Source organism: Gallibacterium trehalosifermentans (assembly GCF_042433055.1).
Lineage (GTDB): Bacteria > Pseudomonadota > Gammaproteobacteria > Enterobacterales > Pasteurellaceae > Gallibacterium > Gallibacterium trehalosifermentans.
In genome coordinates, this window is the sequence record NZ_JBHLWB010000002.1 from 95,762 (window position 1) to 118,966 (window position 23,205).

The 23,205-nt window shown below is 38.3% G+C and carries 21 protein-coding genes; 11 read left to right on the plus strand and 10 right to left on the minus strand.

The genetic code is table 11. The features are described 5' to 3' along the window. Positions 1 to 20: 20 nt before the first annotated feature. The 5 genes from napA (at position 21) to ACFFHK_RS03170 (ending at position 5,359) form a co-directional block, all read left to right on the plus strand. Positions 21 to 2,498, plus strand: a complete 2,478-nt coding sequence (gene napA, locus ACFFHK_RS03150; protein WP_382369233.1) for a nitrate reductase catalytic subunit NapA — start codon at positions 21 to 23, stop codon at positions 2,496 to 2,498. Between the two features lie 77 nt (positions 2,499 to 2,575). Continuing rightward, positions 2,576 to 3,358 carry a ferredoxin-type protein NapG gene (napG, locus tag ACFFHK_RS03155; RefSeq protein ID WP_382369236.1) on the plus strand — a complete coding sequence of 261 codons (783 nt, stop codon included), beginning with the start codon at positions 2,576 to 2,578 and terminating at the stop codon, positions 3,356 to 3,358. Continuing rightward, the gene (gene napH, locus ACFFHK_RS03160) at positions 3,358 to 4,221 is read left to right on the plus strand and encodes a quinol dehydrogenase ferredoxin subunit NapH (RefSeq protein ID WP_382369239.1); all 864 of its coding nucleotides are present in this window, start codon (positions 3,358 to 3,360) and stop codon (positions 4,219 to 4,221) included. The genes napG and napH overlap by 1 nt, the downstream gene beginning before the upstream one ends. Positions 4,222 to 4,226: 5 nt before the next feature. Continuing rightward, positions 4,227 to 4,700 (plus strand): nitrate reductase cytochrome c-type subunit, encoded by a 474-nt coding sequence (locus tag ACFFHK_RS03165; protein ID WP_382369242.1) that lies wholly within the window; start codon positions 4,227 to 4,229, stop codon positions 4,698 to 4,700. A 17-nt stretch (positions 4,701 to 4,717) separates the two neighbouring features. After that, positions 4,718 to 5,359 carry a cytochrome c3 family protein gene (locus tag ACFFHK_RS03170; RefSeq protein ID WP_382369245.1) on the plus strand — a complete coding sequence of 214 codons (642 nt, stop codon included), beginning with the start codon at positions 4,718 to 4,720 and terminating at the stop codon, positions 5,357 to 5,359. Positions 5,360 to 5,531: 172 nt separating this feature from the next. Here ACFFHK_RS03170 and ssb read toward each other — a convergent pair whose 3' ends face one another. After that, positions 5,532 to 6,032 carry a single-stranded DNA-binding protein gene (ssb, locus tag ACFFHK_RS03175; RefSeq protein WP_382369248.1) on the minus strand — a complete coding sequence of 167 codons (501 nt, stop codon included), beginning with the start codon at positions 6,030 to 6,032 and terminating at the stop codon, positions 5,532 to 5,534. A gap of 152 nt (positions 6,033 to 6,184) precedes the next feature. Between ssb and uvrA the strand changes: the two genes are divergently transcribed. Then, the gene (uvrA, locus tag ACFFHK_RS03180; RefSeq protein ID WP_382369251.1) at positions 6,185 to 9,016 is read left to right on the plus strand and encodes an excinuclease ABC subunit UvrA; all 2,832 of its coding nucleotides are present in this window, start codon (positions 6,185 to 6,187) and stop codon (positions 9,014 to 9,016) included. A gap of 51 nt (positions 9,017 to 9,067) precedes the next feature. Here the strand turns inward: uvrA and ACFFHK_RS03185 are convergent, their stop codons facing one another. From ACFFHK_RS03185 to ACFFHK_RS03195, 3 genes are all read right to left on the minus strand, one after another. After that, positions 9,068 to 10,312: an MFS transporter gene (locus ACFFHK_RS03185; protein WP_382369254.1), complete on the minus strand. Its 1,245-nt coding sequence runs from the start codon at positions 10,310 to 10,312 to the stop codon at positions 9,068 to 9,070. Positions 10,313 to 10,400: 88 nt separating this feature from the next. Further along, on the minus strand, positions 10,401 to 11,360 hold the full coding sequence (locus ACFFHK_RS03190; protein ID WP_382369257.1) for a sugar phosphate isomerase/epimerase family protein: 960 nt from the start codon (positions 11,358 to 11,360) through the stop codon (positions 10,401 to 10,403). An 11-nt stretch (positions 11,361 to 11,371) separates the two neighbouring features. Beyond that, positions 11,372 to 12,061, minus strand: a complete 690-nt coding sequence (locus ACFFHK_RS03195) for a helix-turn-helix transcriptional regulator (RefSeq protein WP_382369260.1) — start codon at positions 12,059 to 12,061, stop codon at positions 11,372 to 11,374. 212 nt (positions 12,062 to 12,273) lie between these two features. Here ACFFHK_RS03195 and ACFFHK_RS03200 point away from each other — a divergent pair, with 212 nt between their 5' ends. Beyond that, a complete protein-coding gene (locus ACFFHK_RS03200; protein WP_382369263.1) occupies positions 12,274 to 14,469 on the plus strand; it encodes a TonB-dependent hemoglobin/transferrin/lactoferrin family receptor in 2,196 nt (731 codons plus the stop codon). An 81-nt stretch (positions 14,470 to 14,550) separates the two neighbouring features. Here ACFFHK_RS03200 and corA read toward each other — a convergent pair whose 3' ends face one another. From corA to ftsY, 4 genes are all read right to left on the minus strand, one after another. After that, positions 14,551 to 15,498 carry a magnesium/cobalt transporter CorA gene (gene corA / locus ACFFHK_RS03205; protein ID WP_382369266.1) on the minus strand — a complete coding sequence of 316 codons (948 nt, stop codon included), beginning with the start codon at positions 15,496 to 15,498 and terminating at the stop codon, positions 14,551 to 14,553. A 263-nt stretch (positions 15,499 to 15,761) separates the two neighbouring features. Continuing rightward, positions 15,762 to 16,697, minus strand: a complete 936-nt coding sequence (gene ftsX / locus ACFFHK_RS03210; protein ID WP_382369269.1) for a permease-like cell division protein FtsX — start codon at positions 16,695 to 16,697, stop codon at positions 15,762 to 15,764. A 10-nt stretch (positions 16,698 to 16,707) separates the two neighbouring features. Next, positions 16,708 to 17,373 carry a cell division ATP-binding protein FtsE gene (ftsE, locus tag ACFFHK_RS03215; protein WP_382369273.1) on the minus strand — a complete coding sequence of 222 codons (666 nt, stop codon included), beginning with the start codon at positions 17,371 to 17,373 and terminating at the stop codon, positions 16,708 to 16,710. Between the two features lie 9 nt (positions 17,374 to 17,382). Beyond that, positions 17,383 to 18,759, minus strand: coding sequence for a signal recognition particle-docking protein FtsY (ftsY, locus tag ACFFHK_RS03220; RefSeq protein ID WP_382369276.1), 1,377 nt, complete (start codon positions 18,757 to 18,759; stop codon positions 17,383 to 17,385). A gap of 129 nt (positions 18,760 to 18,888) precedes the next feature. Here ftsY and rsmD point away from each other — a divergent pair, with 129 nt between their 5' ends. Beyond that, positions 18,889 to 19,488 carry a 16S rRNA (guanine(966)-N(2))-methyltransferase RsmD gene (gene rsmD, locus ACFFHK_RS03225; RefSeq protein WP_382369279.1) on the plus strand — a complete coding sequence of 200 codons (600 nt, stop codon included), beginning with the start codon at positions 18,889 to 18,891 and terminating at the stop codon, positions 19,486 to 19,488. Further along, positions 19,485 to 20,477: an MDR family oxidoreductase gene (locus ACFFHK_RS03230; RefSeq protein ID WP_382369282.1), complete on the plus strand. Its 993-nt coding sequence runs from the start codon at positions 19,485 to 19,487 to the stop codon at positions 20,475 to 20,477. The genes rsmD and ACFFHK_RS03230 overlap by 4 nt, the downstream gene beginning before the upstream one ends. Before the next feature lie 105 nt (positions 20,478 to 20,582). On the opposite strand, the gene ACFFHK_RS03235 is transcribed toward ACFFHK_RS03230, so the two are convergent. Next, complete coding sequence (locus tag ACFFHK_RS03235) at positions 20,583 to 20,927, minus strand: biotin/lipoyl-containing protein (protein ID WP_382369285.1); 345 nt, start codon at positions 20,925 to 20,927, stop codon at positions 20,583 to 20,585. Positions 20,928 to 21,071: 144 nt separating this feature from the next. Between ACFFHK_RS03235 and ACFFHK_RS03240 the strand changes: the two genes are divergently transcribed. Further along, positions 21,072 to 21,530, plus strand: coding sequence for a MarR family winged helix-turn-helix transcriptional regulator (locus tag ACFFHK_RS03240; protein ID WP_382369288.1), 459 nt, complete (start codon positions 21,072 to 21,074; stop codon positions 21,528 to 21,530). A 30-nt stretch (positions 21,531 to 21,560) separates the two neighbouring features. Next, on the plus strand, positions 21,561 to 22,436 hold the full coding sequence (locus tag ACFFHK_RS03245; RefSeq protein ID WP_382369291.1) for an ABC transporter six-transmembrane domain-containing protein: 876 nt from the start codon (positions 21,561 to 21,563) through the stop codon (positions 22,434 to 22,436). 114 nt (positions 22,437 to 22,550) lie between these two features. On the opposite strand, the gene rluA is transcribed toward ACFFHK_RS03245, so the two are convergent. Further along, positions 22,551 to 23,204 carry a bifunctional tRNA pseudouridine(32) synthase/23S rRNA pseudouridine(746) synthase RluA gene (gene rluA / locus ACFFHK_RS03250; RefSeq protein WP_382369294.1) on the minus strand — a complete coding sequence of 218 codons (654 nt, stop codon included), beginning with the start codon at positions 23,202 to 23,204 and terminating at the stop codon, positions 22,551 to 22,553. Position 23,205: the final 1 nt, after the last annotated feature.

Consider the following 23,205-nt stretch of genomic DNA (forward strand, 5'->3'; position numbering starts at 1 on the left):
TTTTTGTGGGGAGATTAAAGATGAATTTAAGTCGACGTGATTTTATGAAAGCCAATGCAGCGACTGCGGCAGCGGCTGCTATCGGAATGACAATTCCAATCAAAAATGTTGAAGCAGCAGACACTTCCATTAAATGGGAAAAGGGCGTTTGTCGATTCTGTGGGACGGGCTGTGGGGTATTGGTCGGTACACAAAATGGGCGAGTTGTTGCTTCCCAAGGTGATCCTGATGCAGAGGTAAATCGTGGGTTAAACTGTATCAAAGGGTATTTCTTGCCGAAAATTATGTATGGTAAGGATCGTTTGACTCAGCCCATGTTACGTATGAAAGATGGTAAGTACGACAAAAACGGTGATTTTCAACCAGTGAGTTGGGAAGTGGCGTTCAGTACGATGGCAGAGAAATTTAAAGCGGCTATGGCGAAGAATGGTAAAAATGCCGTAGGGTGTTTTACATCTGGGCAATCGACCATTTGGGAAGGTTATGCGTTGAATAAATTATTCAAAGCAGGATTGCGCTCGAATAACGTGGATCCAAATGCTCGCCATTGCATGGCATCTGCTGCAGTTGCTTTTGCACGTACTTTTGGTATGGACGAGCCAATGGGGTGTTATAACGATATTGAACATGCTGATGTAATGGTACTTTGGGGTTCAAATATGGCAGAAATGCACCCAATTTTATGGTCGCGTATTTCTGATCGTCGTTTATCTCACCCAGACTGTAAGATTGCCGTACTTTCTACGTTTGAACATCGTAGTTTTGAGTTGGCAGACTATGGTTTAATTTTCAAGCCGCAATCTGATTTAGCAATTTTGAATTATATTGCTAATTACATTATTCAAAATAATGCCGTTAACCAAGATTTCGTTAATAAACATACTGTATTTAAAAAAGCGGATACCGATATTGGTTATGGTTTACGCCCGACGCATGAGCTTGAAAAGGTCGCGAAGAATGCGGGTAGCGGTAAGATGACCGATTGCACCTTTGAAGAATATAAAGCCTTAGTTGCGGAATATACTTTAGATAAAGCGCACGAAATTAGTGGTGTCGATAAAAACTTATTAGAAGAATTAGCGAAGATTTACGCGGATCCAAATAAGAAAGTTGTGTCATTCTGGACTATGGGCTTTAACCAACATACTCGTGGCGTGTGGGTGAACCAATTAATGTATAACGTTCACTTATTAACAGGTAAGATTTCACAACCTGGTTGTGGTCCATTCTCGTTAACAGGTCAACCATCTGCTTGTGGTACCGCGCGCGAAGTAGGTACATTTGCACACCGTTTACCAGCTGATTTAGTGGTAACCAATCCAAAACACCGTGAAACAGCAGAAAAAATCTGGAAAATTCCAGCAGGTATTATTTCAGATAAAATTGGTTTACACGCGATTGCCCAAGACCGTGCATTAAAAGATCGTAAGCTCAATGTGTTATGGGTAATGTGTAATAACAATATGCAAGCAGGTCCAAATATTAACCAAGAACGTTTACCAGGTTGGCGTGATCCTGAAAACTTCATTATTGTTTCTGATCCCTATCCGACATTAAGTGCGGTATCTGCTGATTTAATGCTACCGACTGCAATGTGGGTGGAAAAAGAGGGTGCTTATGGTAATGCAGAACGTCGTACCCAATTCTGGCATCAAATGGTGAAAGCACCAGGCGAAGCAAAATCTGACTTATGGCAATTAGTTGAATTCTCTAAATACTTCAAAACTGATGAAGTGTGGCCAGCCGATATTCTAGATAAAAACCCAGAATATAAAGGCAAAACCTTATACGAAGTATTATTCACCAATGGTCAAGTGAATAAATATCCATTAAGTGATATTGGGGATCACCCAAATGATGAATCAGAATATTTTGGCTATTACATTCACAAAGGGCTATTTGAAGAATATGCAACGTTTGGACGTGGGCATGGGCATGATTTAGCGGATTTTGATACGTACCATAAAGCACGTGGTTTACGTTGGCCAGTAGTAGATGGTAAAGAAACCTTATGGCGTTATCGTGAGGGTTATGATCCATATGTGAAAGCAGGGGAAGAAGTGAGTTTCTATGGTCAAGCGACTAAACGAGCAGTAATTTTAGCAGCACCATATGAGCCACCTGCAGAAGCACCAGATCAAGAGTTTGATTTATGGTTATCAACAGGTCGTGTACTTGAACATTGGCATACTGGTACTATGACACGTCGTGTACCTGAATTACACCGTTCCTTCCCGAATAATGTGTTGTGGATGCACCCATTAGATGCGAAAGATCGTGGCTTACGCCATGGCGATAAAGCAATGATCGTTTCTCGTCGTGGACAAATGGAGACTGTTATTGATACTCGTGGGCGTAACAAACCACCTAGAGGTTTGGTATTTACCACTTTCTTTGATGCAGGGCAGTTAGCCAATATGTTAACACTAGATGCAACGGATCCAATTTCTAAAGAAACAGACTTTAAGAAATGTGCCGTTAAGGTAAGCAAAATTTAAGCAAGGGTAACTGTGCTTGAGAGAATCATACTCAAGCACAGGTTCTCATAAACGTACCAATACAGAATACAAGTAAGATGGAACGCAATATACGAAATGACAACCCAGTGCGTGAATCAGGATTTACGCCTGAGCGTCGTCGTTTCTTAAAAGATGCTACTCGTACCGCTGGGGGCTTGGCTGGGTTGGGTATTTTGCTCAGTTTGCCACAAAAGCAAAGCTTAGCACGTGATGGTGTGGCATTACGTCCACCCTTTGCACTGGAGAACGAACAAGCATTTGCTGATGCGTGTATTCGTTGTGGGCAATGTGTACAAGCTTGCCCTTACGATATGTTGTATCTGGCTTCGTGGGTATCACCGTTGCAAGCAGGAACGCCTTATTTTGTGGCACGCAAAAAGCCTTGTGAGATGTGTGAAGACATTCCTTGTGCAAAAGCCTGTCCAAGTGGGGCATTAGATGCAAATGCAAACGATATTAATCAGGCACGTATGGGGTTAGCCGTATTATTGGATCATGAAACCTGTTTGAACTGGCAAGGTTTACGTTGTGATGTTTGTTATCGAGTTTGTCCATTGATCGATAAGGCGATTACACTGGAGGTTCAGCGTAATGAGCGCACAGGTAAACACGCTTTAATGATTCCAACAGTACATTCTGAGGCTTGCACTGGGTGTGGTAAGTGTGAAGAAGCGTGTGTATTGGAAGAGGCTGCAATTAAAGTACTACCGCTTGAATTAGCAAAAGGTATGTTAGGTAAACATTACCGTTTTGGCTGGCAGGAAAAAGCGAAAGCAGGAAAATCGCTACTGTCAGAAGAAACCATTAGTTTACCTGTACGTATGCCGGAGGTGAAATAATGGCGAATGCACCTAAAGTTGCAGGGCGTGAAGCGAGAGAAAAATTAGGTTGGTGGTCTGCGAATCGCTTTTTATTTTGGCGACGTTTATCACAACTAGCTGTGTTAGCGATGTTTCTTTCTGGACCATTATTTGGCGTTTGGATTTTACGAGGCAATTATAGTGGCAGTTTATTCCTAGACACCATACCGTTAAGTGATCCATTAATTACCGCCGAAAGTTTGGTTACTGGGCATCTTCCAAGTGTTATGACCTTATTAGGTGCGGGCATTATTATTGCGTTTTATGCTTTGGTTGGCAGTAAGGTGTTTTGCGGGTGGTGTTGCCCGTTAAATGTGGTAACTGACAGTGCGGCATGGCTGCGTCGTAAACTCGGTTTACGCCAAACGGCAAAACTTCCTCGTTCACTACGCTATTGGTTATTGCTTGTTATTTTAATCGGCAGTGCTGCAAGTGGAACGTTATTATGGGAATGGGTTAATCCTGTTGCTACCTTAGGTCGAGAATTGATCTTTGGTTTTGGGGCAGGACTTTGGTTAATTTTAGCAATTTTTTTATTTGATCTGTTTATTGTTGAGCATGGCTGGTGTGGGCATCTTTGTCCTATCGGGGCAACTCACGGAGTTATTGGTGCCAAGGGGATTTTTCGTATCAAGGTAATTGATCGAACACGTTGTGATAATTGTATGGATTGTTATAACGTTTGCCCAGAAGCGCAAGTATTACGTGCCCCTTTACATGGTAAGAAAGACGAGGGCCTGCTCGTATTATCAAAAGATTGTATCAGCTGTGGGCGTTGTATAGATGTCTGTGCTGAAAAAGTATTTAAATTTTCAACAAGATTTGATCATTCTGGGGAGTGAGAAAGATGACAAAAAATAGAACTGTTTGGACGGTAGCAACCGCGCTATTTGCTAGTATGATGGCGGCTTCTGTAATGGCTGCAACAGAGGCAAATCCAAATAATGAAAGCTTAGCAAAAGAGGGTGTAAAACTAGAACACGCTGCGGAAAATATAGCACCTAGTGCATTTAATGTGCCAAAAGAAGGTGGTCAACAAGCATTAAATTATGTGAATCAACCACCATTGATTCCACATAGTGTAACAGGTATGCAAGTAACAAAGAATGTTAACCAATGTTTGAATTGCCATAGTGCAGAAAATTCACGTGTAACAGGTGCAACTCGTATTAGTCCAACCCACTTTATGGATCGTGATGGTAAGATTAGCGCTAATGCTTCTCCTCGCCGTTATTTCTGTTTGCAGTGCCATGTGCCACAGACAGATGCAAAAGCGATTGTACCAAATGAATTCAAACCATTACCAGGTTATGGTCAATAAATTAAAGGAGAAGCATAATGACCACAGAAAAGCAAAAAAAATTAAGTTTATTTGGCTTAATTAAACGTTTTTGGATTTGGTTTAGAAGCCCAAGTAAAATTGCAGTTGGTACGTTAATTGTTGTGGCATTTATTGCGGGGATTGTGTCATGGGTAGGATTTAACTATAGCTTAGAACAAACAAATACAGAAGAGTTCTGTGCAAGTTGCCATAGTAATGATGTTTATCCTGAATATTTGCATACAGCCCACTACCAAAACCGTAGTGGTGTGAGTGCAAGTTGTCCTGATTGCCATGTACCACACGAATTTATCCCGAAAATGGTACGTAAAATTAAAGCAGCTCGGGAAGTATATGCTTACTATATGGGTTATACCGATACGTTAGAGAAATTTAATGCGCGTCGTTTACATATGGCAGAACGTGAATGGGAACGTATGAAAGCCAATAATTCACAAGAGTGTCGTAATTGTCATAATGTAGATCGAATGGATTTCTCTCAACAAAAAACGGTGGCTGCAAAAATGCACGAATTGGCAATCAAAGAGAACAAAACTTGTATCGATTGTCATAAAGGTATTGCACACCAACTTCCAGATATGACAGGTCTTCCACCAACATTTAGTAATGCGAAACCTGAACAACCTGAAAGCAAATAAATTATTCAGTCAGACAAAAAATGCGGTGTTTTGGCACCGTATTTTTTTGTTCAATCCAAAATCAAACTTTCAGAGGTAACAAACATATCTGATAGATAAAAAAATGGCTTAAACATTCGTATTTGTTTAAGCCACTTTCTTGAAATTTAGTATTTATGCTACTGTATCAGTGTTAAAACGGCATATCATCATCAAATGCGATATCTGGATTTGCTGCTGGAGCGGTTGGTTGAGGTGCTGTTTTTGCAGCAGGTTGAGCATTAAATTGCGGTGCTTGTTGGAAATTATTTGCTGGTGCAAATTGATTTTGTTGTCCCATATCAGCACCCATTCTATCATTACGGCTATCTAGCATTTGCAGTGTATCTGCATGAATTTCAGTGGAGTAACGATCTTGTCCATTTTGATCTTGCCATTTACGGGTACGGATTTTGCCTTCAATATAAACTTTTGAACCTTTGTGTAAATATTGACCTGCGACTTCTGCTAAACGGCGGAATAAAACAATACGATGCCATTCAGTAATTTCACGCCACTCTCCAGATTGTTTATCTTGCCAGCGATCACTGGTCGCAACACTAATATTGGCAACAGCATCGCCGTTCGCAAATGTTCTTAATTCAGGTTCGTTACCTAAATTACCAACAATAATGACTTTATTTACGCCTGCCATAAATTTTACCTCTTTTCTTTTGGTTAAAAACTTAAAATGTGCGTTATCTTACCGTAAATCCCTAGTGAAAAAAATAAAAGATACTGGATATTTGCACAGTTTTTTTGATTTTGCGATAATCATTGGGTTTTTCAAATTTTTTATCGCAGTATATGGACAATATCGAAATTAGGGGCGCAAGAACCCATAATCTAAAAAATATTAATCTGACTATTCCTCGTAATAAATTAGTGGTGATTACTGGTTTATCTGGTTCTGGTAAATCGTCATTAGCCTTTGATACTTTATATGCAGAAGGGCAACGCCGTTATGTAGAGTCGCTCTCTGCTTATGCTCGTCAGTTTCTCTCTTTGATGGAAAAACCTGATGTTGATCATATTGAAGGTTTGTCGCCAGCAATCTCGATTGAACAGAAATCAACTTCACACAATCCACGTTCAACGGTTGGGACAATTACGGAAATCTATGATTATCTTCGTTTGTTATTTGCTCGTGTTGGGGAGCCTCGCTGTCCAACACATGGTACACCATTAACCGCACAAACCATTAGTCAAATTGTTGATCAGGTGTTGGCATTGCCAGAAGGTAATCGTATGATGCTACTTGCACCAGTTGTAAAAGGGCGTAAGGGTGAGCATACCAAATTGTTAGATAGTATTGCCGCACAAGGCTATATCCGTGCCAGAATTGACGGCGAGATTTGTGATTTATCTGATCCGCCGAAATTAGAGTTACAGAAAAAACATACCATTGAAGTTGTTGTGGATCGTTTCAAGGTTCGAGCCGATTTAGCACCACGTTTAGCAGAATCGTTAGAAACCGCATTAGAGTTATCTGGTGGTATTGTCGTGGTTGCAAATATGGAAGACAGCAATGTAGAGGAGTTAGTCTTTTCGGCAAATTTTGCTTGTCCACATTGTGGCTACTCTGTCTCTGAACTTGAGCCAAGAATGTTCTCGTTCAATAATCCAGCGGGTGCGTGTCCAACGTGTGATGGATTAGGAATTCAGCAATATTTTGATGAAAAGCGGGTGGTACAAAATCCAAGTTTATCTTTAGCTGGTGGGGCAATTCGTGGTTGGGATCGCCGTAATTTTTATTATTATCAAATGCTGACTTCATTAGCTCGTCATTATCATTTTGATATTGAGAGTCCATTTGAGGAATTACCACGTAAGATTCAAGAATTAGTATTAAACGGTTCGGGACGAGAGGAAATTGAGTTTCAATATGTAAATGACCGTGGCGATGTGGTGGTGCGCCGTCATATATTTGAAGGCGTATTGAATAATATGGCTCGGCGTTATAAAGAAACAGAATCGATGTCGGTAAGAGATGAGTTAGCAAAATATATTAGTGATCGCCCATGCCAAGACTGTCATGGTTCACGCTTAAAAGAAGAAGCTCGTCATGTCTTCATTGGTGAAACGACTTTACCACAAATTTCAGAAATGAGTATTGGTGAAGCGTTACGTTACTTTGAGCAATTACATTTCGAGGGGCAAAAAGCCAAAATTGCTGAAAAAATCTTGAAAGAAATTAAAGAACGTTTGCAATTTCTAGTGAATGTTGGTTTGGAATATCTTTCACTTTCTCGTTCTGCGGAAACGTTATCAGGTGGTGAAGCCCAGCGGATTCGTTTAGCTAGCCAAATTGGTGCTGGGTTAGTGGGGGTGATGTATGTGCTAGATGAACCCTCTATTGGCTTACATCAACGAGATAATGAGCGTTTATTAAATACCTTGTTACATTTGCGGAATTTAGGCAATACCGTGATTGTTGTGGAACATGACGAAGATGCTATTTTAACTGCTGATCATATTATTGATATTGGACCTGGGGCTGGCGTGCATGGTGGTTCAGTGGTTGCACAAGGTACAGCACAACAAATTATGCAAGATTCTAATTCTTTAACAGGTCGTTTCTTGTCTGGTAAAGAAAAAATTGAGATTCCTGTTAAGCGTACGGCAATGGATCCACAACGAATGTTGCAGTTATTTGGGGCAACAGGTAATAACTTGCAATCGGTCAACTTAGAGATTCCTGTTGGCTTATTCACTTGTATTACGGGAGTATCAGGTTCAGGAAAATCTACCTTAATTAATGATACATTATTCCCGATTGCGCAAAATGCGTTGAATCGTGCGGAAAATCAACAACACGCGCCATTTGAACGCATTGAAGGATTAGCGTTTTTCGATAAAGTGATTGCTATTGACCAAAGCCCTATCGGGAGAACGCCTCGTTCTAACCCAGCAACCTATACTGGCGTATTTACGCCAATTCGTGAGTTGTTTGCAGGTGTACCAGAAGCTCGAGCAAGAGGGTATAACCCAGGTAGATTTAGTTTTAATGTGCGTGGTGGACGTTGTGAAGCGTGTCAGGGTGATGGGGTAATTAAGGTTGAAATGCACTTCTTACCAGATATTTATGTACCTTGTGATCACTGTAAAGGTAAACGCTATAACCGTGAAACATTGGAAATCCGTTATAAAGGAAAAACGATTCATCAAGTGTTGGAAATGACAGTGGAAGATGCGAGAGCGTTTTTTGATGCGATTCCGATGATAGCACGTAAATTGCAAACATTAATTGATGTTGGATTATCTTATATTCGCTTAGGACAAGCCTCTACAACTTTGTCAGGTGGTGAAGCGCAGCGTGTTAAATTAGCAGCAGAGCTTTCAAAACGGGATACGGGTAAGACGTTATATATCCTTGATGAGCCAACCACAGGATTACATTTTGCGGATATTAAACAGTTACTTGACGTTTTACATCGTTTGCGTGATCAAGGGAATACGATTGTTGTGATTGAACATAATCTTGATGTTATCAAAACAGCTGACTGGATTGTCGATCTAGGCCCAGAAGGGGGCAGTGGTGGAGGACAAATTATCGCAACGGGTACGCCTGAACAAGTTGTAGAAATTGAAGGGTCGCATACGGCTCGATTCTTGAAGCCAATGTTGGCAAGGAAGTAATTTAATTAAAAAATGCGGCAAGTGCCGCATTTTTATTGGGTAATAGGACGATTATTTTTTATTAATACGACGTAGTAGCATTGTTGCACAGATAAGTCCTAATAGACCAAATGCTGCCATAATATAGAACACTTTGTTATAACCAGCGATACCTGGATAGGTATCTAACATATAACCATAGATAGCATAACCAAACATTGATGGCATATAACCAATCAAGCAACCTAATGCCATTGAAGAGCCAGCATATTCACGTGGTACGCCCACTTCTTCCATTGGTGCAAAGAATACTGCACGCTGGGTAAAAATAATGGCGCCAAATCCTAATGTAGCCGTCATACCAAGATAAACATTCATGGATTCATGTGGTAATTGGATAAAGAGCAACATACTAATAACGGAAATAACAAAGGCGACCTGTAGATATTTCAATGGAGATTTGAATACTTTATCAGAAAGGAAACCTCCAATAGGCCCGCCAACCATTTTTAACCCATATTGATTGATAATGCCGTATGCGCCTACTAATGCGACAGGCAAACCATAAATATCTTTAAGGAATGGAATAAAGTAAGTTAATCCAGTATAGGTTGAGTACACAAAGAAAATGACAAACGCTGCTAACCAAGTATTTGCGTCTTTAATAACATATAAAATCCCTTCAAATACTTTCTGGTTAGCAGATTGATCTTTGTTAGTAACAACTTTATCGTCATTATCAACAAGAAAATAGGTAATAACACCAACAAGTCCCGTTACAATCGTGTAATAAAGTAACCCAGCTTGCATACCTGTTTTACCCTCACCAAAAAGCACGAAGATCCATAATGCACCTGAGGCAACAATCACATCAATTACACCACGTCCTGTTTCAAGGAAACCAAATAAACGCCCTTGTTCTTCTTTTGTACCAAGTAATCTTACTGCTTTTAATAAAACAGGCCAGTAAACGACTTCACCAAAGAACGCTAAGGCACCAAAAGCAATTAAATAGCCCCAAAAAGGAGGTAATGTTGCTAGGTAAACACCACAAAGGGCAACGCCTAATAACCCAGCTGGGAGTAAATATTTTTTAGAATAGCGGTCTGCTAGGTACATTGAGAAAAAATAGCCAATGGTTTGTACAATGGCATAAACGGTAAACCCAAGACCAATTTGTGTATTGGTGAGTCCCCAATCTTGTTGCATTGGGACATAGAAAACATCTTTAATACTAGAGAGTTTATAAACTGTTCCTCCACCTAATACTAAAAAACCGAGCTGAACCCATTTGTTGGAAAAAAGTCCTGTTCGCATAATATATTACTCCCTATCGTGAGAATGTGTTTAATCACTATGATGCTTCTTAGCATCAAATCATTTACCTTTACTTTGAAATAAGGCTTTATTGACCATATTTTTTATTGAACTCCCATAATTTATCACGAGAAATTTCTAGGGCTTTCAACTGTGCTTTTGTCAATTCTGTTAATGCGTGTTCTGAAATTTTATGTGGATAGTAATAATCTAATGGTTTTACGAGATCTTCTGCAAAAATAGGTGGTTTGATGGCAAATGCCCCAGTAAATTCATTCACGCCACCAGTTCCTTTTGGTCTTGCGAAACGAGCGCAATAAGGGTAGCAATTCTCTATATTGATTCTTGTTATAGGTGATTTCTCTAATAAAATTTGATAACAACGTTCTACATCAATGCTGCCTTGACCGATTGGAACCCCGCAAACCACAGGTTCATCGTTATGTAATGTAATAATATGATCTTTAAAATGTGTTGAATAAGTATAAGGCGCAAGCGCTTCTACTGCTTCAACTGGATCTTCCCATGCCATCATAGCGTTCCCAATATCACATAAAGCACCAACCCAAATACTATTCACTTGCTTGATAATATTGATAATTTCTGTTGATGTTTCATGTTCATGATTTTCTAGAGCAAGTTTGATCCGATATTTTTTGAGTAAAGGCACGATCTCTTTTAAATTATCAGGAGCAAGTGCCATTCGTTGAGGATTAAATTGTCCGTTACTGACATACGTTCTGACAATATCGGCACCTAATTCATTGGCGATACGGAGTGCGGGAGCAAGAAATTGTTTTTCACAAAAGCGAGTATCGACTTCACAATATAGGTTATAACGCTCAATTTCTTCGCGAATACGATGTAAATATTGATTATCTGCACTGGCAAGGACACCTAATTCTGGGTGTAGATTAAGATCTGGAATAATATTTAATTGAACACCCTCTAAACCAAGTTCCCACGTTTTACGAATAAAAGAAAAAACATCCATTTTGTGATGTTGGAACAATAAATGACAAGATTCTGTTTCAAGTCCAAAACGCATAATTATCTCCTTTATTTTTGGTGTTTCCGTAAGTGCATATAGACAGTATGAATGGAGAGGTTAAGTAATTCAGCAACCTGCTTAATCGCCCCCTTGAGCTCAAAAACGCCTTTCTGATTAAGTAAAAAAATAATTTGTTTATTTCTATTCGCTATTGAAATAGTTGGGTCTAAATTAACTTCAGTAATAACTTGTTGTGTAATTTGCTGTAATAAATCTTCGGCATTTTCGGCAAAATGTTCTGTTTGCTGACTTTCCTGCTTTGAATTTGTTGTATCGTTAAATAAAAATTGGAAAAAGTCTGCTAAAGGAATATCTAGGTTAAGATTGACACATAATAAGCCAATAATACGCTGATTTTCACCGTAGATAGCCTGAGTGATAGATCGCATTCTTTTCCCTGTTTTTGAGTGTGTGAAATAAGCAGAAGAAACCATTGTCTGCCCACTTTCAATTTGTTTTAACATTCTCAACGCTGTATTGGTTATTGGTGCTCCCGCTTTTCGCCCAGTTAAATGTGCATTTGTTATTTTAATCACGGAATGTTCTAGATCTTCTAATGAGTGTAAAACAGCTTCACATTCTGCACCCAATAGGTTACTTAGCATATCTAAGACTGGTTCATATCTTTGTAGAATCAATCTATCTATTTTAGTTAAAGGTGAATTGAGAATGCTTTTTTTTGCGAGCGCCTTTTTCATTTAAACTAAAAATTTTTTGATTTTAATTGCATATAATCAATTAAATTTTATTACAGATAAAAAGTCAAAATGATTTTTTTAATTCTGTGATGTAGATCTAAATCTGAAAACGTTTCGCTACTAAAAAACAGCTGTTATTCATAAATCTCTTGCTCACGCAAATAAGAATTATTATTATTTATTGAGTGGTATGTCAAAGGAATTTAAATAATATGTTGAAAAAAACTTTTTATCAGAAATATCTTGCTATGTTAGCACTTTACCTCCCGCTCCTTACTCCAACTACAGTGTTATCTATACAATATGAAGCATTACCTGAAATTATTGTTAATCAAGATGATAAAGCGGTGCTTGGTGGGAGGGTTTTTCTCAATAGTGAAAATATTACTCAACAACAAGCCGATAATATAGGTAATTTAATTAATACTCTCCCAGGTGTAAGCATGGCTGGCTCCCCAAATCCAGGTGGACAAAGTATTAATATTTGGGGAATGCAAGATAGTGAAGATGTGAGAGTATTGTTAGACGGTAACCAAAAGAGCTTTGAACGTTATCAACAAGGATCAGTTTTTATTGAACCTGACATTTTAAAGCGGGTTGAGGTTGATAAAGGAAATTTCTCAGCGAAATATGGAAATGGTGGCTTTGGCGGAACTGTTCATTTCACAACGAAAGAAGCGAGTGATTTTTTAACTGAAAATCAACAAATAGGAGGGTTACTAAAATATAGTTACCACTCCAATGATAAGCAAAATATTTATAGTGCAGCCATTTTCGCGCGAAATGAAAATAAAGATCTAGATGGATTGTTTTATACTGCTATCAGAAATGGACGAAATATTGTTCGCCCAGATGGTACAGAATTTTTGTTTTCAGAAAATGATAATAAAAGTTATCTTTTTAAAGTGAATTGGTTTCCAACAGATAAACAACGATTTACTTTTTCTATGGTAGATTTTAAAGATGAAGGTTGGACACCTTTTGCCGCTAAACGTAGTGCAGATTTACCAGCACCAACGATTGGTGATATAAGAAAATATGGTTTGGATATTGCGTGGAAACGAAAGCTTGTTTATCGCAAATTAAGAGATCAAAATTATGTATTAGAGCATTCGTATATTTCGGGTAACCCATTAATTAATGTTGAAACTAAATTAGGGCTTGCTAGAACAATACAGGAAGATGAGCGTCATAAAGATGCGTCAAAATTTTTATCAGCTTCTATGGGAAATAAGAGTAAAACAGAATACAAAGATTGGAATTTTGAGCTAAGTAATATCTCTTTTTTCAATACAAAAGCGCTTAAACATAATCTTACTTTTGGTATTCAATGGCACCATAATCAACGTGATGTGATAATGCTTGATTTATCAAAAGTAAAAAATGCTCAATATAATTATGGTTGGTATTCCCCTGCGTATATGCCGTCAGGGAATCAATATACAAAAAGTTTTTTTATCGAAGATCAAATTGAATGGGACTCGTGGGTGATTAAACCTGGTTTACGTTATGATCATATTAAAAATGTTGGGCAGGAAAATTTAGCGAATATTTATAATACACCGAGAGCGGGACATGATTATCGATCTAAATCTTATGCTGGGTGGTCTCCATTTTTTGGCTTGCAGTGGAATATAAATAAACAGTTAAGTTTCTTTAGTGATGTCAGTAAAAGTTGGCGAGCCCCAGTGATTGATGAACAATACGAAGTGCAATTTCCATCAGCGAATATTTCAGGATCAAGCCGTCATTTAAAGAAAGAAAAAATAACGGCTGTTCGTTTTGGAACATTCTTTAATGTAGATAACTTATTACTGGCTAATGATAATTTTCAGTTACGTACATTAGTTTTTTATCATCGTGGAAAGAATGAAATATTTAAAACGCGAGGTGTGGTTGATAAAGAGAGTAAACCGATAGCTAATTATCGTAACTTGCCTGGATATCGTATCCAAGGCTTTGAATTAGAAGCTTATTATAATTCAGATTATATTTTTAGTAGTTTTAGTTATTCACAAATGAAAGGGAAAAGAGATGCCTCGCCAAGAGATCCTCATTTTCCACAACAAACATGGATTGCCGAAATTCCGCCTAGAACAGCAAGTTTTTCTTTAGGATTTAATATACCATCTATTGATGTATCATTAGGTTGGCGAGCTGATATGGTGAGACGACAAGATAGAGCGCCAAGTGATCATGATCCAAATGCCTTTTATTGGAGCCTACCAAAAACGGCAGGTTACACTTTACATAATGCCTTTATTACGTGGAAACCGAAACGTTTTAAATCATTGAAAGTACATCTAGCAGTAGATAATATTTTTAATAAAAATTATCAGCAATATTTAGGCGAAAAAGTTTCTGGCGTTGGACGGAATATTAAAGTAAGTACTTCTCTCACATTTTAATTAAATGTTCATTAATTTAATGAGAGGCTGATATCATTATTGGATTTCAGCCTTTCTATTTTTGTATCTATATAAACTTTTTTACAGCCAGCCTTTTCGTTTAAAGTAAAGGAATGGGAATAGGGCGGCTAGCGCCATTAAGCCTAATGCCAATGGATAACCAAATTTCCACGTTAACTCAGGCATATTGGCGAAATTCATACCGTAGGTTGAAGATACCAATGTTGGCGGTAAGAAAATCAATGAAGCCACCGAGAAAATCTTCATAATACGGTTCTGTTCGATATTCATAAAACCCATTGCTGCTTGCATTAAGAAGTTCACTTTTTGGAACAGTGATTCATTATGAGGTTGTAGTGATTCAATATCACGTAATACATCTCTTGCTTGTTCTAACTGGCTAGTTGGTAAACGTGTTTTACGCACTAAAAAGCTTAATGCACGTTGGGTATCCATCAAACATAAACGGACTTTAGAACTTACATCTTCTTGCTCGGTCAATGTTGCTAATGCTTGATCAAAGGCTTCGCCTTGTTTCCCTTCTAAGATAATTCGACTTAATTTTTCTAAATCTGCATATACCGTTTCGATGACGTCTGCTAGCTGCTCAATTTTAGTTTCAAAGAGATCAAGCAATAGTTCATAAGCATTACATTCTAATAACTTTTGGGTACGAGAACGCATTCGATATAGGCGGAATGCAGGCAATTCCCGATCTCGTAATGAAAATAAACGACCATCTTTTAATGTGAATGCAACGGTAGCAATATCGGCATAATCATCTTCATCTTCACAATAGAAGAAAGAGTGTAAATGAAGTCCATCTTCATCTTCAAAGAAACGTGCAGACGCTTCGATGTCTTCTAATTCAAGGTAGGAAGCTAAACTTTGTCCTAATCCTTGTTGTAACATTTCTCGTTCTTCAACAGTCGGTTCTAAGAGATCGATCCAAATTGCATCATTCAATGCTTCACTATTTTCGTCAATACGCACTAAGCGTGCGTCATCTAAAGCAAAAGCTCCGATCATGTTCGTACTCCCTAGGGTGGGTGAACAACGCAATGAACAAAATAAAAAGATTCTAGTTTAAATGTGGAAAGTAAGGATACTTACCGACTTTTCGCCGATAAGCATAGGCTATGAGGGCGAAAAGATTAGTTGAAAATATAAAACCAGTATCGACTGTGGCTGTCCAAAGTGTTTGTCCTCATAGAAAAAATATCGGGCGGAATGTTACTCTTGTCGTACAGGATAGTCAAGTTCCGCTATACGGTGGAACTTGACTTTTCGGATTAATATTTCTTTTCAAAATCATTAATGTGTTTGTTTGCTGAAATCCATGCAGCGGCATAGCCAATAGCGGAACAAATAATGATCACAAACAGAATCTCAGGAATTGCTAAACCATGTAATTCAAATTTAAAGGCAAAGATATTGGCAACATAACTTACTGCGGTTGAAAAGTAGCTTATTAAGAGAAAACTAAATAATGCTGCTAAAACACTGCCTAATATGCCGTAAATAATGCCAGTACAAAGAAATGGACGTAAGATAAAGTGATTCGTTGCACCAAGTAATTTCATCACTTCAATATTTGAACGGCTGCTATACACATCAGAACGCACACTATTACCAATGACTAAAAAGACAGCAAGACTCATTAAGATACTGCAAATAATAGCAATTTGTGCAATTAAGTAAGATACTGCGCCCAGTTTCTCCACCCAATCATCATCTAAACGCACTTCCTGTACACCTTTAATTTTGTTTAATGCTGTGCGTAATGATAAAAGCTCATTGGTATTTTGATATTCTTTAGTAGGTTTAATCATCACCACTGCGGGAAGAGGATTATCGTCCAATAGGGCTAACTCCTCACCAAATCCAGACCATTGACGAAAATCTTCAAGACTTTTTTGGCGAGAAATATAATTTAGTGAAGCAACACCCTCTTGTGTGCGTAATTTTTCTACAACCCCTGTGGTATCTTGTTCACTAAGATTCTTATTTAGATAAACAGCTAATTCAGATTCTGGATAAAAATTATCCACTGCATATTGCACATTTTTCCATAACAAATAAGTCGTAACAGGGACGGTTAAGGAGACTGCAATGACTAATACCGTGAGTAAAGTGCCTAATTTTCTTTTATATAATTCACGTATCACCATTTGGAAAACGATTTTAAGTTGTAGCCAAAGTGGCGCATTCACATGACGTTGACTCATAATAATCCTATTAACGAAAAAATTGTTTCAAATGTCCTTGTTCAAGTACGATTGTTGGTTTTGGGGTTTGCGAAATGATATTAACGTCGTGCGTGGCAATAATCACTGTTACGCCCATTTGATTTAATTGCTCAAAAAGTCGGAAAATATCTAATGATAACTCTTTATCTAAATTACCTGTTGGCTCATCTGCTAATAAAAGTTGTGGTTTATTAACAATCGCTCGAGCAATATCAATACGTTGTTGTTCACCACCAGAAAGCTGTTGTGGATAATAATCTGCTCGATGAAATAACCCTACTCGATCGAGTGCTGCCGACGCTCGCCGTTTAACTTCGGAAGGGTGCATACCATTAATGACCAGTGGCAAACCGACATTATCTAGGACAGTATAACTGGTTAGTAAACGGTAATCCTGATGGACCATACCAATTTGACGGCGTAGATAAGGCATTTCTGAAGCAGAAAGGCGAGTAATATCATGTCCGTTGAACCAAATATTGCCACCATTAGCCCGTTCAATACCTAAAATCAATTTAAGTAAAGTACTTTTACCTGCGCCCGAATGCCCTGTAATATAAGTCATACTACCTGCAGGTAAATGAAAATTTAATCCTTGTAATGCGGGTTTTGTTCCACCGCTATACACTTTACTTACATCGGAAAATCGAATCATAGTTTTTCCTTATATCTCTTTATCTGATACAAACAGCGCTTCGATAAATTCTTCACTCTTGAATGGACGTAAATCATCAATTTTTTCACCTACGCCAATATAACGAATTGGGACCTTGAATTGATCGGCTAAGGCAAAAATTACACCACCTTTTGCTGTACCATCTAATTTTGTTAAGGTAATGCCTGTAATTCCGACCGCCTCGTTAAACAGTTTCATCTGACTAATTGCATTTTGTCCTGTTCCTGCATCAAGGGTAAGCATAATTTCATGTGGTGCAGTTTCATCATATTTCTTCATTACACGAACAATTTTGCGTAATTCGTCCATAAGATTATTTTTATTTTGTAATCGGCCAGCGGTATCAGCAATCAGAACATCAATGCCTTTTGCGGTAGCAGATTGCATTGCATCATAGAGAACTGAAGCAGAATCAGCACCAGTGGCTTGAGCAATAACAGGAATATGATTACGTTCACCCCAAACTTGTAACTGCTCCACAGCAGCTGCTCGGAAGGTATCGCCTGCTGCCAACATCACAGATTTTCCTTGCTGTTGGAATTGTTTGGCTAATTTACCAATGGTGGTCGTTTTACCCACGCCATTTACCCCAACCATTAAAATCACAAATGGTTTTTTGTCAGTAAGGATTAATGGTTGCTCATTAGGTTTTAAAATTGCTCCTAATTCCACTTTTAATTGTTGGTAAAGTAATTCAGCATCTTTTAACTGTTTGCGTGTTGCATGTTCGGTTAAGTTATTAATGATTTTACTGGTTGTAGGAACACCTACATCAGCAATTAATAATTGTTCTTCCAACTCTTCAAATAAATCATCATCAATTTTTTTGCCAGTAAAGAAATTAAGAAAACCTGCCCCAATGTTCTGTTTTGTTTTGACTAAACCTTGCACTAAACGACTAAAGAAGCCTTGTTTGGTTGGTTTTTCTTGTGTTTCAATTTTAGTAGGCTCAGGCTCAGGCTCAGGCTCAGGCTCAGGCTCAGGCTCAGGCTCAGGCTCAGGCTCAGGCTCAGGCTCAGGCTCAGGCTCAGGCTCAGGCTCAGGCTCAGGCTCAGGCTCAGGCTCAGGCTCAGGCTCAGGCTCAGGCTCAGGCTGTTCTTGTATTAGTGTTACAACCTGCTCTTGGCTATTTTCAATGTCTGATGTTGTGAATATTTCTTCAGGTTGTTCAGATACTTCTTGTCTTTCTGGAGTAGCGTCAACAGCCACTATTTCTACTGTGGCGATTGCTGTATCATCAATTTTTTCTGCTTCTGTGTGTGTAGATGAAGTGATCTTCTGTGAATTATCGGTTGGTTGTTCTGTTGGTTTATTACGTCCAAATAAGGAAGCCCAAAATCCTTTTTTCTGTTTATTTTCTGACATAGATTAAAATACCAAGTTAAATCACTAAAAATTAACGTAAAATAAGGTTATTCAAATTTATTAAAGATAGACTAAAATACGCGCTAGTTTATCATTTAAATTCATCTATGCTTAGTATTTCTTCTAATTATGGCAAAAAACCTCTCAAAAATTCCACAAGGTAAAGGTGAAGTGCGAATTATCGCTGGGTTATGGCGAGGTCGAAAGTTACCTGTATTGTTATCACAAGGGTTACGTCCGACATCTGATCGTGTGCGTGAAACCTTATTTAATTGGTTAATGAATGATATTGTTGAGGCGAGATGTTTAGATTGTTTTGCGGGGAGTGGGGCATTAGGTTTTGAAGCCCTTTCTCGACACGCTGCAAAAGTTGTTATGCTAGAGAAGTCCACAGTAATAGCAAAGCAGTTAAAACAAAATCTACAACAATTAAAAACAGAAAAAGGGGAGGTACATTGTACTGACACATTGCAATATTTAACGCAACAAACGGTGGAACAGCCGTTTGATATCGTCTTTCTTGATCCCCCTTTTCATCAAAACTTATTGGCGCAAACCTTGTGTTTATTAGATTCTGAACACTGGTTAGCAGAAAATGCGTTAATTTATATTGAGAGTGAAAAAGATCTCACCACATTAGCGATTCCAGCAAATTGGCTATTATTGAAAGAAAAATTTACCCAGCAAGTCGCCTATCGTTTATATCAAAAGCAAGGAAAATCTGAATGAAAGCACTCGTCCTTCGTCAATCTGACACTGAACCATTTAGCGCACAATTAGAAAATATAGATGAACATTTTATCCCAGAAGCACAGCGTGAAGGGAAGATTAAAGTGAAAGTGCATTATTCTTCTCTCAATTATAAAGATGCCTTGGCAGTTTGTGGGGTAGGAAAAATCATCAAAAATTATCCATTTATTCCTGGTATCGATTTAGTGGGTAGTGTTGCACAGAGTCAAGACCCCGATTTTAAAGTGGGCGATTTAGTGTTGATGACAGGGTTTGGTTATGGTGAAGTGCAATTTGGTGGTATGAGTGAGTATGCTTTTGTTGCGCCAGAGCATCTTATTAAATTGTCGGGTGCATTAACGGAATACAAAGCGATTGCATTAGGTACGGCAGGATTGACAGCTATGTTGTGTGTCAATGAATTGCGTCATTCTGGAGTGATGCCTGATGATGGAGATATTGTTGTTACGGGAGCAAGTGGTGGTGTGGGATCGATAACGACCTATTTATTGCGTCAATTAGGTTATCAGGTGATTGCTATTTCAGGGAATACAGCTCGTTACCAATCCTTATTAAATTTAGGCGTAAAGAAAATTTATGACCGAGACCATTTTAATGAACCAAGCCGACCATTAGAGAAACAGCAATTTGCTGGCGTAATTGACACGGTGGGTGGGCAAATTTTGGCAAATTTATTGAGTAAAGTGCAATATGGTGGTTGTGTAGTCTGTTGTGGTTTAGCACAAAGCTACCAACTCAACACAACGGTGATGCCATTTATTTTACGTCATATCCGTTTGCAAGGTGTGGATTCCGTCTATTTTCCATTGGAACAACGCAAAGCCGTGTGGCAAGAATTAGCAAAATTAGTGGCAGATGACTATCTGCAAACATTTACCCGAGAAATTTTGCTCGCTGATGTGCCTGTTTATGGACAAAAATTATTACAACATCAGTTATATGGTCGCACGATTGTGAAAGTTGGGTGATTATTTTATTGTTCCAAATTATTCATATATGTTTTTTACCATTTTATTCCTGTGCCCGTTGCCGATCTTCCGCAGTTACTGAAGTTAGTTGCGCCAATTTCGGCTTCAACCACGCACCAATGCCGCTTGGTTTTGTTTTAACTGGGATTGCACATTGCTATATTCCAAAGTTGCCAATATTTGACCTTTTTTCACATGATCGCCTGCTTCCACTAGAACAGATAAAACTTGTTGATCTTGCAATGCTGTTCCAATGGCAATTTCTTCCTTCGCTACCCATGTACCAGAAAGTTTTAGTGTTTTTGCAAAATCAATCTGTTGTGGTTTTATTACACTGATTTTCAGTGAAGAATCGTTGTTTTCGGCTGCCTGAAAAGACTGGGTATCTTGTTTCTGACACCCAGAGCAAAATAGACTGAATAAGCTCAGAAAGAGAATAATCATTCGCATGAAATTAAGTCCCAAATATTACTATATTTTCGGTATTATAGTATTTTTTAGGACCAAATCAAGTAAATTTTAAGACTATTTTTCTTGTATTTTTGGCTTTGTAACGTTAGAATGAAATTCATGAATGGTCATTTTTAGGACTTGATGATGCGTAGCAATAATATTGATTTATTAGGAAAATATGTTAGCGAGGCTGATGCAACAATGGAAATGTGGATAGCGAAACTTGGTTTGTCATATAACAGCTATGCGGTGTTGTATTCGTTAGCCGCGGCTGAAAATCAAGGTTTAACGCAAAAACAAATCAGCGAAGAATGGTTTTTGCCGAAACAAACCGTTTTTAATATCTGCAAAGAATTTAAAGCCAAAGGTTGGATTGAGTTTCGTGAAAGCTCAACCGACAAGCGGGAACGTATGATGTATTTGACCGATGTAGGACAAGCCAAAGCCGAGCCTGTTTGGCAGCTTACCGATCAACTCAGTCAAAAAACTTTTGCTGTGTTAGGTAAACAAAAAACAACTCAACTTTTTGCTTTACTGCAAGAATTTAGTCGAATTTGTCAGAAGCAAATGGAAGAAATTCCTATCGAAATAGACAATTAATATCTTATCTTTACTGAGTTTAAATGTGAAATGATGAAACTTATCGCTCAATCAGAGCCAACGATGCTGCGTTCGCTGAAAACGATTGGTCAACAGCATAAGAAACGCTTGTTATTGACGTTTAGTTTAGTTGCGGTTGAAAATATTCTGTTCTTGATGTACCCATTGATTGGTAGTTTTGCTGTCAATGCGGTACTCAATCAGCAACTGATTTCAGCAGTGATCTATACCCTGTTGGTATTGGTCATTTGGAGTGTCGGCGCAATGCGGCGTGCCGTGGATACAAGAACTTTTACTAGAATTTATAGTGAGTTAGCCGTGCCCATTATCCTTAACCAACGAAAGAAAGGGGTAGATCTGTCCACTACCAATGCACGAGTTACGCTTTCGCGTGAGTTTGTTGATTTTTTTGAGCATCATTTGCCGATTTTAATCACATCGTTATTTTCGATTTTGGGCGCTGTGATTATGCTGTTGTGGCTTGAATTTTGGTCAGGTTTTGTGGCGTTGCTGATTATGGTGATTTTTACTGCTATGTTGCCACATTATGCCAAAGTCAATGACCATCTTTATTTTAAGCTTAATAACCGCCTTGAAAAAGAAGTAGATTGTATTGCCCGTTCACGCCATCGTGAATTGGTGAAACATTATCATCTTATCGAAAAGTTACGTGTATTGATTTCCAATCGTGAAGCATTTGGTTATCTGATGATTGGTTGTTCAATGGCAATTTTATTTAGTGTTACATTAACCATATTGACGCATAAATCTGGTGTAACAGCAGGACATATTTATGCTGTCATTACCTATTTATGGACATTTGCTATTAGCTTAGATGATGCACCTCAGTTGGTGGAAGAGTTGTCCAAATTAAAAGATATTGGACAGCGTGTGGGGCTGGAATAAGATAAACTGATATATGACTAGCAAAATTTAATGAAAAGTTTAATCAATTAAATTGTTTATCATATCTGAAAGGCTTAATTGAGACACAATTAAGCCAATTTTTTTCTATTCAATTTAAAACTCTGCTGGACAAGAAAAAGTCATTACTTCTTTCGTAATTGGGTGAGTGATGGTTAAACTCTCGGCGTGTAAGCAAAGGCGAGATGCCATTGCTTTTACTTGTGGTGGTGAATAGAACTTATCTCCTAAAATGGGGTGTCCTAATGCCAGCATATGTACGCGTAATTGGTGAGAGCGACCTGTAATGGGGGTCAGTTTTACACGAGTAGTGTTATTTGGATAACGAGCGAGGACTTCGTAATGTGTTGTCGCTTTTTTCCCAACAATAAAATCAATACGTTGACGAGGGCGGTTTTCCCAATCACAGATCAATGGTAAATCAATTTGCCCCTGATCTTGTTCAAGATGTCCCCATACTAATGCTTGATAGAATTTTTTCGGTTCACGATCACGAAATTGGCGTTTTAACTCTTTTTCTGCTGCTTTGGATAGGGCAAAGAGCAATATGCCGCTGGTTGCCATATCTAAACGATGAGCGGGTTCAGTAAAACCAAATTTTGCCGCAACACGGGTCGTCGCACTATCTTGATATTGCGGTTGATTGCCAGGAACGGACAATAAGCCGCTTTGTTTATTAATCACGGCAATATGATTATCTTGATAGAGAATATGTAAACCTTCTGGTGGTTGGTAATCAATTAATGCCATA